This is a genomic window from Candidatus Pelagibacter communis (assembly GCF_001180205.1).
GTDB classification, from domain to species: domain Bacteria; phylum Pseudomonadota; class Alphaproteobacteria; order Pelagibacterales; family Pelagibacteraceae; genus Pelagibacter; species Pelagibacter ubique_O.
In genome coordinates, this window is sequence record NZ_CVSU01000043.1 from 1 (window position 1) to 9,411 (window position 9,411).

Annotated in this window: 12 protein-coding genes and 2 pseudogenes; 8 read left to right on the top strand and 6 right to left on the bottom strand. The window is 27.0% G+C overall.

Features of this window, described 5'->3' with window-relative positions; all coding sequences use genetic code 11:
* Positions 1-595: pseudogene (locus tag AMO08_RS01840) on the bottom strand (glycosyltransferase family 2 protein); the annotation flags it as partial.
* Between the two features lie 25 nt (positions 596-620).
* Between AMO08_RS01840 and AMO08_RS01845 the strand changes: the two are divergent.
* The gene (locus tag AMO08_RS01845) at positions 621-1,004 is read left to right on the top strand and encodes a rhodanese-like domain-containing protein (RefSeq protein ID WP_075484635.1); all 384 of its coding nucleotides are present in this window, start codon (positions 621-623) and stop codon (positions 1,002-1,004) included.
* Here the strand turns inward: AMO08_RS01845 and AMO08_RS01850 are convergent.
* Positions 1,001-1,579, bottom strand: a complete 579-nt coding sequence (locus AMO08_RS01850; protein WP_075484615.1) for a 2-hydroxychromene-2-carboxylate isomerase — start codon at positions 1,577-1,579, stop codon at positions 1,001-1,003. The two genes, AMO08_RS01845 and AMO08_RS01850, sit on opposite strands and share 4 nt — an antisense overlap.
* Positions 1,572-2,045: an ABA4-like family protein gene (locus AMO08_RS01855; RefSeq protein ID WP_075484617.1), complete on the bottom strand. Its 474-nt coding sequence runs from the start codon at positions 2,043-2,045 to the stop codon at positions 1,572-1,574. The genes AMO08_RS01850 and AMO08_RS01855 overlap by 8 nt, the downstream gene beginning before the upstream one ends.
* A 26-nt stretch (positions 2,046-2,071) precedes the next feature.
* On the opposite strand from AMO08_RS01855, the gene AMO08_RS01860 reads away from it, so the two are divergent.
* The gene (locus tag AMO08_RS01860; RefSeq protein ID WP_075484619.1) at positions 2,072-2,635 is read left to right on the top strand and encodes a regulatory protein RecX; all 564 of its coding nucleotides are present in this window, start codon (positions 2,072-2,074) and stop codon (positions 2,633-2,635) included.
* On the opposite strand, the gene AMO08_RS05735 is transcribed toward AMO08_RS01860, so the two are convergent.
* The 3 genes from AMO08_RS05735 to AMO08_RS01870 are packed head-to-tail and all read right to left on the bottom strand — an operon-like array spanning position 2,627 to position 3,707.
* Positions 2,627-2,770 carry a hypothetical protein gene (locus tag AMO08_RS05735; protein WP_179850730.1) on the bottom strand — a complete coding sequence of 48 codons (144 nt, stop codon included), beginning with the start codon at positions 2,768-2,770 and terminating at the stop codon, positions 2,627-2,629. The two genes, AMO08_RS01860 and AMO08_RS05735, sit on opposite strands and share 9 nt — an antisense overlap.
* Positions 2,770-3,540: a 3'(2'),5'-bisphosphate nucleotidase CysQ family protein gene (locus AMO08_RS01865; RefSeq protein ID WP_075484621.1), complete on the bottom strand. Its 771-nt coding sequence runs from the start codon at positions 3,538-3,540 to the stop codon at positions 2,770-2,772. Before AMO08_RS01865 ends, AMO08_RS05735 begins: the two co-directional genes overlap by 1 nt.
* The gene (locus AMO08_RS01870) at positions 3,537-3,707 is read right to left on the bottom strand and encodes a DUF3553 domain-containing protein (protein WP_075484623.1); all 171 of its coding nucleotides are present in this window, start codon (positions 3,705-3,707) and stop codon (positions 3,537-3,539) included. The genes AMO08_RS01865 and AMO08_RS01870 overlap by 4 nt, the downstream gene beginning before the upstream one ends.
* Before the next feature lie 41 nt (positions 3,708-3,748).
* On the opposite strand from AMO08_RS01870, the gene mnmA reads away from it, so the two are divergent.
* The 6 genes and pseudogenes from mnmA to AMO08_RS01900 form a co-directional block, all read left to right on the top strand.
* On the top strand, positions 3,749-4,867 hold the full coding sequence (gene mnmA / locus AMO08_RS01875) for a tRNA 2-thiouridine(34) synthase MnmA (protein ID WP_075484625.1): 1,119 nt from the start codon (positions 3,749-3,751) through the stop codon (positions 4,865-4,867).
* Between the two features lie 164 nt (positions 4,868-5,031).
* Positions 5,032-6,210 carry a trans-sulfuration enzyme family protein gene (locus AMO08_RS01880; RefSeq protein ID WP_075484627.1) on the top strand — a complete coding sequence of 393 codons (1,179 nt, stop codon included), beginning with the start codon at positions 5,032-5,034 and terminating at the stop codon, positions 6,208-6,210.
* Entirely contained in the window at positions 6,207-7,427 is a 1,221-nt protein-coding gene (locus AMO08_RS01885) for an MFS transporter (protein ID WP_075484629.1), read from the top strand. Before AMO08_RS01880 ends, AMO08_RS01885 begins: the two co-directional genes overlap by 4 nt.
* Positions 7,405-8,619: a chorismate-binding protein gene (locus AMO08_RS01890; RefSeq protein WP_075484631.1), complete on the top strand. Its 1,215-nt coding sequence runs from the start codon at positions 7,405-7,407 to the stop codon at positions 8,617-8,619. The genes AMO08_RS01885 and AMO08_RS01890 overlap by 23 nt, the downstream gene beginning before the upstream one ends.
* Positions 8,616-9,173, top strand: a complete 558-nt coding sequence (locus AMO08_RS01895; RefSeq protein WP_075484633.1) for an aminodeoxychorismate/anthranilate synthase component II — start codon at positions 8,616-8,618, stop codon at positions 9,171-9,173. The genes AMO08_RS01890 and AMO08_RS01895 overlap by 4 nt, the downstream gene beginning before the upstream one ends.
* A pseudogene (locus AMO08_RS01900) lies at positions 9,136-9,411 on the top strand (hypothetical protein); the annotation flags it as partial. The gene AMO08_RS01895 and the pseudogene AMO08_RS01900, both read left to right, overlap by 38 nt.

The following is a 9,411-nucleotide window of genomic DNA, read 5'->3' on the forward strand; positions in this document are numbered from 1 at the left end:
CCATTTCCTCCAACATTGGTTCAAAATGCAAATAATCATCCTCGACAAAGTAAATTAAATCTTCGCCAGAATTTTTTCCAATCTCAAAACTTTGAAGTAAACTCGCAAGGTTTGCAAAAGTTTCTTTATTTTTTTGTTCTGATATTTTTTTTTTATATTTTGAGTAATCTAAATTAATTATCTGTATATTATTTCTATCAATTACTTTTTTAATTATATTAAGTTTTTCAATACTTGAATTATCATCAACAATTATTGTTTTAACATTTATGGTTGGATATTTATTTTTTAAAAAATCAATTGATCTAATAAGCGAATTTAATGATCTTTTAGTATATTCAATTTTTGGATGCTCAAATAACCTTCTTCTATTTTGATCCCAAATCTCAATATCTGTATTCATTCTTAGTACAATGAGTATTGAATTTACTTTTTTTGTAATTTTGACCTCTCCTAAAGGTAAAACTATAGATTTTTCATTCAAAATTGATAATTCTTCATTTAATTCCTTTCCTAATGTTGGAGACGAAAAATTATTTTGATCTAAAATTTCGTATCCTAAAAATTTAGAGATTTTTATAAAAAATTTTTTCATAATGTGTTATAGGTTTTACAATATTATGGTCATTAAATCATTACAATCGCTAGTTAATGAAACTTTAAAAGAGATTAAAACAATTAATGCAGATCAAGCTTATAAAATGGTCCAAGATAAAAATTGTAATCTAATCGACATAAGAGAAAGTAATGAACTAGAAAATACAGGAAGCGTTGAAGGAGCAAGTCATATTCCAAGAGGAATGCTTGAAGTATATTTAGATCCTAATAGTCCTGTATTTCAAAATGGACAAATAGACCAAAAGAAAGAATTTGTTTTATTTTGTGCAGGAGGTGTAAGATCAGCTTTAGCTGTAAAATCATTAAAAGATATGGGATATCAAAAAGTATCACATATTGACGGTGGGTTTGGATCTATAGCTAGCAGCAAATTTAAAATAATTTAATCAGCATTAAATTCTTCTAAAGCATATTCAAGTCTATCTTGTCCCCAAAAAATTTTATTATTGACTATAAAGGTCGGAGTTCCAAAAACTTCTTTTTGAAAAGCATCAGCAGTTAATTTAATCAATTTATCTTTAACTGATTGTTCCTTTATATTTTGAAAAAATTCTTCACTATCAATATTTAAATTCTTTAATAATTTAGAAATATTTTCACTATTTGATAAGTCATGATTATCTTTCCAATATGCATCAAAAAAACAATTTAGGTAATCGTTTTGCTTATCCTTACTAACACTAATATATCCTCTCATTATATTTAATGAATTTATAGGAAAATTAGAATTCCATTTAAATTCAATGTTATTTTTTTCAGATACCAAATTGCAATCATTTATATTATTTTTTAATTTATATTTATTAAATGCTGGAGACTTGATTCCGGCTAGTTTATGAAGACCTCCCAAGTAAATTGGTTTGTAATTAAATAAGATACTTTTAATTTTAAGTATTTTTTTGTGTGCGATATATGCATAAGGGCTAATTATGTCGAAATAAAAATCTATATGACTACTCATATAAACTAATTCTTTTTGCGTAAAAAATTCTAATTATCCAGTATAAAAATAAACCTATTGGACCAATTAAATAAGTAACAATTAATGGTACAGCCATCAAAACTTTGTTTATAGAAAACTTTTGAGAATCTTTGACAATCCAACCACCAATAAATAAGTTTATTGCTATGAAATGGGTCCAAAAAATCATTATGTACAAATGGTCTTCAAATAATCTAGATAACTCGCTTAGACCCAAGTAAAGAGAGAAATTGCCATCAAAATCATAACCAATTAAATAAGATTTGTATAGAATGAAGATATATACACCACTTAATATGAAAAAAGGAAAAATTGATGTTACAAAAATTCTACTTAAATGTGATTGAGGAAACACTATCAAGATAAACCAAAAAGGCAGAACTCCAAGGTTGATCCACATGTAAAGTGTCTCAATTGTGAAATAAGTATAAATTTGTTCAATCATTTAGATATATTATATTAATTCTAACAATGATTCCTATAAGAAATAGAAAAAAAACACTTCAAGTAACCGTTGATGAGATGCGTAATTTTGCCTTTGCTTATGTTGAAAAGTATGCTCCTTCAAAACAACAACTTAAAACTTATTTATTAAAAAAATATATGAAACTATCAGCGTCTGATGTAAGAAAAAAAGATGTAAATAAATTGATTGATATTGTTTTGTCCGACTTAGAAAAAAACAGATTTATAAATGATCAATTTTATTCTGAAAGTAAAGCTAAAAGCATGATCCAAAGAGGAAATTCAATTAACAAGATTAGAAATTATTTAATTGGAAAAGGAATTAACGAGACATTTATTAAGGGTACAGTCGAGAAAATAAAGGAAAATAATTCTGATCAAGATTTTTTTTCAGCAATAAAATTATGTAAAAAGAAAAGAATTGGCCCAGCTAGAGCAGAGGATAATAGAACTTTATTTTATAAAAAAGATATATCTCTACTTGCAAGAAATGGATTTGATTTTGATACATCAAAAAAGGTAATGGATATAGAAAAAGGTGAATATCTTAAAATAATTAATCTACTTTGAATTTTTATCTTTTTCTTCTTTAACAAGCTGATTTATTTTATTTCTTATATAATTTTTTACGAAAACAAATACTAACAACCCAAAAATTGAAACAGAAACAATTATTATTAGTATTATTCTTAATTGTTCATCCATTATAAAATATTTTTATTTTTCAAAATTATACTTGGATTTTTTAAATCTTTTTTACCATACAAAATTTCATTTCCTTCAAAATCAGTTACAGTTCCACCCGAATGTTCTAGAATTGCATGACCAGCAGCTATATCCCATTCATACGCCCTTGGTTCAGCAACATAACCATCATATTCACCAGCAGCAACGACACAGAATTTTAAAGAACTTTTCATTCTAATATTTTCTTTTACTCCTAAATCATCATAAATTTTTTGAATTTCAGGCTTTATTTTAGTCGAGTATGAAATAAATTTTAACTTTTCTGTTTTCTTAGCAGGTAAATTACTTAAGTTAATTTTTTTACTGTTGCTAAGCTCAAAAGCATTATTTTTTTCAAATGAGTAAAACATTCTTTTTTTTGCAGGTGCATTTATCAATCCTGCAACAGGCTTGTTGTTAATAATTAAACCAGCGTTAATGGTAAACTCTTCTAAATTATTAATATAATCATAAGTTCCATCAATAGGATCAACAAGCCAGAAATCCTTTAAATTTAGGTTATCTTTATTTTCAGAAGTTTCTTCTGAAATGATAGGTAAATTAGGAGTAATCTCAGAAATTTTATTTGATATAAATTTGTTAACTTCCAAATCACCATTACTAACTGGAGTATTGTCTGATTTTATTTTTTTTTCTAAACCCTTTTCTCTTAATTGGAGAGCCAAATCTCCAGCCTCTAAAAAATTATCAATTAAATTTTCAACAATCTCTTTTAAGTTTAACTTCATTTTCCTAGTTTTTTTAATTCAACGTTTTTTGCATTAATTACTTTTTTTCCAGCATTTTCAAAATTAACTGTCACTTTATCGTTAATTATAGATTGCACTTGCCCAATTCCCCATTCTTTTTTTTGAGGATTAGTGACTTTGTCACCTGGTTCATAATCTAAAATCATTTAATTTAACTTATATTGTAAATAAGTATAAATACCACCTTATGAATAAAGATTTAAATTCTATTGGATTAGATAAAAAACCTTCAGATACTACCGTAGTTGTCGCAATGTCGGGCGGAGTAGATTCTTCTACTGTAGCAGGGATTATGAAAAAAGAAGGTTATAATGTGATTGGTATAACACTAAAACTTTATGACGATGGCAAAGAAGTAGCTGCATCAAAGCAATGTTGTTCAGGTCAAGATATAATGGATGCTAAACGTGTTGCGCATAAGTTAGGCATAGAGCATAAAATTTTATATTATCAAGATAAGTTTAAACAAGGTGTTATAGATAATTTTGTTGAAAGTTATCTAAAGGGTGAAACTCCAATTCCATGTGTTCAATGTAATCAAACTGTTAAATTTAAAGATTTATTTGAAGTTTCAAAAGAGCTCAATGCTGATGCATTAGTTACTGGTCATTATGTAAAAAGTATTACAGAAAATAAAATCACAAACATGTATAGAGCTATAGATGAAAATAGGGACCAAAGTTATTTTTTATTCAATACTACGAGAGAACAATTAGATTATTTAAGATTTCCATTAGGTGGAATGTTAAAAGATAAAACTAGAGAAATTGCAAAAAATTTAGATTTAAATGTTGCTGATAAACCTGATAGTCAGGACATATGTTTTGTTCCAAATGGTAATTACGCTTCTGTAATACGAAAGTTTAGACCAGACTCCTTTCAGAAAGGAAATATAAAAAATTTAGATGGTGATGTTATTGGTGTTCATGATGGAATTATTAATTTTACAATTGGACAAAGAAAAGGAATTAAAGTTTCAGACAAAGAAGCCCTTTATGTGTTAAAGATAAATTCAGATAAAAATGAAATAATAGTTGGACCTAAAGAAAAACTTGGAAAAAAAACAATTTCTTTGAAGGAAATAAATTTATTAACTAAAAAAGAGGATTTAGACCAAAATTTATTTGTTAAAGTTAGATCTACTGGAAGTCTTATAGAAGCAAAAGTTGATCTTATAGATAACAATAATGCTAGTGTTAATTTAGTAATTCCTGAAGATGGCATTTCACCTGGTCAGGCATGTGTTTTTTATCGTAAAGACCAGTTTGGCCACAAAGTGCTTGGTGGTGGTTGGATTAAAGAATAGCAGAAGAATTATTTCTTTTTATTTTTTCTTTTAGCTCTTCTTTTTTTAGAACCTTGTTTTCTTCGGCCTCTATGTTTCTTTGGGTAACTCATTTAGTCCTATTTTAATTTTATTGACGTTTTTCATGGGATATAGCATTGTCTTAATAACATATCAAATTTATTATGGGTAATTCCTTTAAGACTTTCCTGAAACATACAGCTAAAGATTTTCGTAATCAGTCAGTAAATCCTCCTGTGGTTAGAGCTTCTACTATTATTTTTAAATCTATGCAGGATATTAAAAAAACTCAGAGTAAATATTTGAAAGATCCAGTAAGTGGAAATTTTGATTATGGTAGACAAGGAACATCCACAACATATGCTTTACAACAAATTTTAAGAAAAATTGAAGAATGTTATAAGGTTTATCTAACCCCTACTGGTTTTGGTGCAATATTTCTTGGTGTGTTAAGCGTTTTGAAACCAGATGATGAAATACTTGTTACAGACTCAGTTTACTCGCCATCAAGACTTTTAACAGATACATACCTTAAAAAATTTAATATCAGAGCAATATTTTATAATCCAAATGACTTTAATGATCTAAAAAGTAAGATTACAAAAAAAACAAAGCTTATTTTTGTTGAAAATCCTGGAAGCAACACTTTTGAATTTCAAGATTTATCTAAAATAGTTGCATTGGCAAAAAAAAATAAAATTTATACAGCCATAGATAACACTTGGGGGACACCTTATTACCTGAAACCAATAAAGCTAGGTTTCGATATGTCGATTGTCTCTGCAACAAAATATTATTCTGGTCACTCAGATGTAATGGGTGGCAGTTTAGCTATAAGTAAAAGAGTTTTTAAATTAGTAGAAGCAACATATAAAGTTTCAGGATTAAGATTAGGTCCTGATGATGCGTATTTAATTTTAAGAGGTATTAGAACTTTAGATGTAAGATTGGAAAAACATCAGGAAAATGCACTTAAAGTCTCCAAGTTTTTATCAAAACAGAAAAAAATAATTAAAGTTTTTTATCCATATAAAAAAGGCAGTCAAAATTATAAATTATGGAAAAAATATTATTCTGGAGCATCGGGTTTATTAGGATTTAAAATAAAATCAAAAAATAAAAACTCAGTGTTAAAATTTATTAATTCTTTAAAACTTTTTGGGTATGGATTTAGTTGGGGAGGTTTCGAAAGCTTAGCACTTTATCAAACACACCAAGCACTAGGTAAGAGACAATTTACACATATAAATAAAGATGAACATATAATAAGAATGCATATTGGACTTGAAGATCCTAAAGATATTATAGATGATATAAAACAAGCATTAAAATTTATTAAATGAATTCAGAAAGTTTTACTATTAGCAAAAAAGCACTAATCACTTTAATTGCTGCTTCTATAGTTGTAATTATTTCTTTAGGAATAAGACAGACCTTTGGATTGTTTTATTTTGATTTTAATACTGACTTAGATATTTCAATATCCCATTTTGGTTTTGTTATGGGATTGCAGTTATTACTTTGGGGAGTATTCAGTCCATTGTTTGGTGTAATTACTGATAAATACGGAGGAGCTGTTGCAATTTTTATTGGTTTTGTTTTTTATTTAGTTGGGGTTTTGCTTTTTTATTCTGGCTATAATACTGGAGGTTATTTTACTTTAACTATAGGAGTGATGATTGGAATAGGCTTAGGCTCCACTGCAATAGGTATTCCGGTATCAGTGGTAGCTAAACATTTTCCAGCATCTAATAGAACTATTGCAACAGGAATTGTTACATGTGCAGGTTCATTCGGATATTTTGTATCACCTTTACTTGTAAGATATTCCTTAGTTGAAACAGGCTGGGAAAATACACTTTTATATTTTTCCCTTCTTTTAGGTTTAGGATTAGTGGTAGCTTTGTTTGTTAGTACTCCAAAAATACCTGTAGGAGTTAATCAAGATAACAATCAAACAGCAATAGATGCTCTAAAAGAGGCATTTGCAAACAAAAGTTTTATTTATCTCACTTTAGGTTTTTTTGTTTGTGGTTGGCATATTGCTTTAGTAGCAACACACATTCCTACTTATATGGCAGACAAAGGTTTGCCTGACTGGACGCCTGCAATGGTTTTAGCTTTGATTGGTATATTTAATATGGCTGGTACGATTACCAGCGGTTATTTAGCAACAAGGTATAGTAAGAAAAAAATTTTAAGTGCCATTTATCTATTAAGAGGAATTTCTATAATTTATTTTATTTTCTTACCACCAAGTATATTTAACTCGATAGTTTTTGGAGTTACTTTTGGTTTTTTATGGTTATCCACAGTTCCTCCAACAAATGGAATTGTTGCACACATTTTTGGTACAAAATATGTTGGATTGTTATATGGAATAGTTTTTGTAAGCCATCAAATTGGTTCTTTCCTAGGAGCATATCTTGGTGGTGTATTTTATGAGTTAAATGGAAATTTTGATTATGCATGGTACGGATCTATCGCATTATCAATTTTTGCAGGTCTGATACATTTACCTATAGTAGAAAAAGCAATTGAAAGAACTCAGCCAGCATAAGTTTAAATTTAACCCATATTTAGAGGATCTGTATCAATCAGATAAACCTTTAATTATTTATAAAGTAGATGATGGGTATAATATTTACACTGATTTTTCCAAAAAAATTGTTTTAACAAAAAAAAATATACATAATTTTCTTAAATCGTTAGAGAAAAAAAAATACAAAAAAGAGACAGATTTATATCTTGGTTTTTTTGGTTACGAAATTTTATGTAATTTAATTGGTATTAATTTAAAAAATAAAAAAAGGATAAATTTTTATAAAGGGGTTTTTTATAAACCTGAGACAATAATTAAAATCAGAAAAGATATTAAAGTTATATCTAGTATAAAAAAACATACATTCAATTATCAATTCAGCAAAACTCAAATACTAAGTCCCTTTAAGATCAATATTTCTTATGAAAAATATAAAAAAATATTTGAATTATTTTCAAAAAAAATAAGACAAGGTGAAACTTATCAAATTAAAATTTGTACAAAATATAAAAATAAATCTTTAATTAATCCTATTAATTTTTTTTGGAAATTAATGCGTGTTAATGCTTCCCCAGAGTCATTTATGATAAAAGACAAGGATTATTCGATAGTAAGTTGCTCTCCAGAAACATTGATAGATAAGAAAAAAAACAAAATAATTACAAAACCAATTGCTGGTACTTTTAAGAAAAAATACTCTTCTAATAAAAATACAGCTCTTAAATATTTTAAAAATAATGAGAAAGAAACCAAAGAACACAACATGATAGTTGATATGGAAAGAAGTGATTTATCTAAAATTTGTAAACCAGGAAGTGTTAAAATACTCAAAAAAAAATATGTTGAGGAATACAAGCATCTTTTTCACTATGTGACTTCAATAGGTGGAATATTAAATAAAAATACAAAATTGATTGATATTATTAGAGCGATGATGCCTGGAGGATCCGTAATTGGTTGCCCTAAAATAAGAACATTAGAACTTTTAAATAATCAAGAAAAAGAAAGCAGAAATATTTTTACAGGTAGTTTTGGATTTATTAAATTTAATCAAGATATGAAGTTTAATATTATTATTAGATCTATATTAAATTATAAAAATCAATCAGAGATCTCTGCTGCATCTGGTGTAGTATTAGACAGCTCACCAAAGAAAGAGTTCAATGAAAATTATATTAAAGCAAAATCTTTACTGGAGTTATTTAAATGATTTACATAATTGATCATCAAGATTCTTTTACTTGGAATGTTGTTCATCAATTTGCAAAATTTGATAAAGTAATTTGCGCAAACTATTATGAAGTAAATGATAAATCGCTTGATAAAAGTGATGCGATCGTTTTATCTCCAGGACCTGGTTCACCAAAAGATTATCCAACAACATCAAAAATTTATAAAAAATATAAAGGAAAGAAAAAAATTATTGGTATTTGTCTTGGTTATCAAATGATTTTGTATAATGAAGGAGGTAAAATCATACAGCAAAAAAGAATATATCATGGATTTCAATCAAAAATAAAAACAAATAATCAAAGTAAAATTTTTAAAAATAATCAACAATTTAAAGTTGGTAGATATCATTCATTAAAATTAATGGAGCCATTCAAATCGAATTCAATTAAAATAACTATGAGATGTAGTAAAACAAAAATACCAATGGGCCTTGAGGATAATAAAAACAAAATATATGGGTTTCAATTTCATCCAGAATCTTTTTTAACAGAAAATGGCAACACTCTTATTAAAAAAATCTTATCAGCTTAGTAATCTTAAAGAAGTTCATTTTAATGATCTTTGGGGGTCTAGAGGTGTATTTACCACAATGCGAATGGTTGGAAAACCTCCTAAGTTTATACTTTTAAAACCGCATTTAGAGAACCTAATAAAATCTACAAAAAAATATGGAATAAGAAAAAACAATTTAGAAAATATTATTAAAGATTTGGAAGTTAACAAATTTATATCAAATAAAATTTCTGAGATTACTCCTAATTTACCTATC

Coding starts and splice junctions, on each gene's coding strand:
- AMO08_RS01845 (WP_075484635.1), top strand. CDS start 621: ATGGTCATTAAATCATTACAATCGCTAGTTAATGAAACTTTAAAAGAG.
- AMO08_RS01850 (WP_075484615.1), bottom strand. CDS start 1,579: ATGAGTAGTCATATAGATTTTTATTTCGACATAATTAGCCCTTATGCA.
- AMO08_RS01855 (WP_075484617.1), bottom strand. CDS start 2,045: ATGATTGAACAAATTTATACTTATTTCACAATTGAGACACTTTACATG.
- AMO08_RS01860 (WP_075484619.1), top strand. CDS start 2,072: ATGATTCCTATAAGAAATAGAAAAAAAACACTTCAAGTAACCGTTGAT.
- AMO08_RS05735 (WP_179850730.1), bottom strand. CDS start 2,770: ATGGATGAACAATTAAGAATAATACTAATAATAATTGTTTCTGTTTCA.
- AMO08_RS01865 (WP_075484621.1), bottom strand. CDS start 3,540: ATGAAGTTAAACTTAAAAGAGATTGTTGAAAATTTAATTGATAATTTT.
- AMO08_RS01870 (WP_075484623.1), bottom strand. CDS start 3,707: ATGATTTTAGATTATGAACCAGGTGACAAAGTCACTAATCCTCAAAAA.
- mnmA (WP_075484625.1), top strand. CDS start 3,749: ATGAATAAAGATTTAAATTCTATTGGATTAGATAAAAAACCTTCAGAT.
- AMO08_RS01880 (WP_075484627.1), top strand. CDS start 5,032: ATGGGTAATTCCTTTAAGACTTTCCTGAAACATACAGCTAAAGATTTT.
- AMO08_RS01885 (WP_075484629.1), top strand. CDS start 6,207: ATGAATTCAGAAAGTTTTACTATTAGCAAAAAAGCACTAATCACTTTA.
- AMO08_RS01895 (WP_075484633.1), top strand. CDS start 8,616: ATGATTTACATAATTGATCATCAAGATTCTTTTACTTGGAATGTTGTT.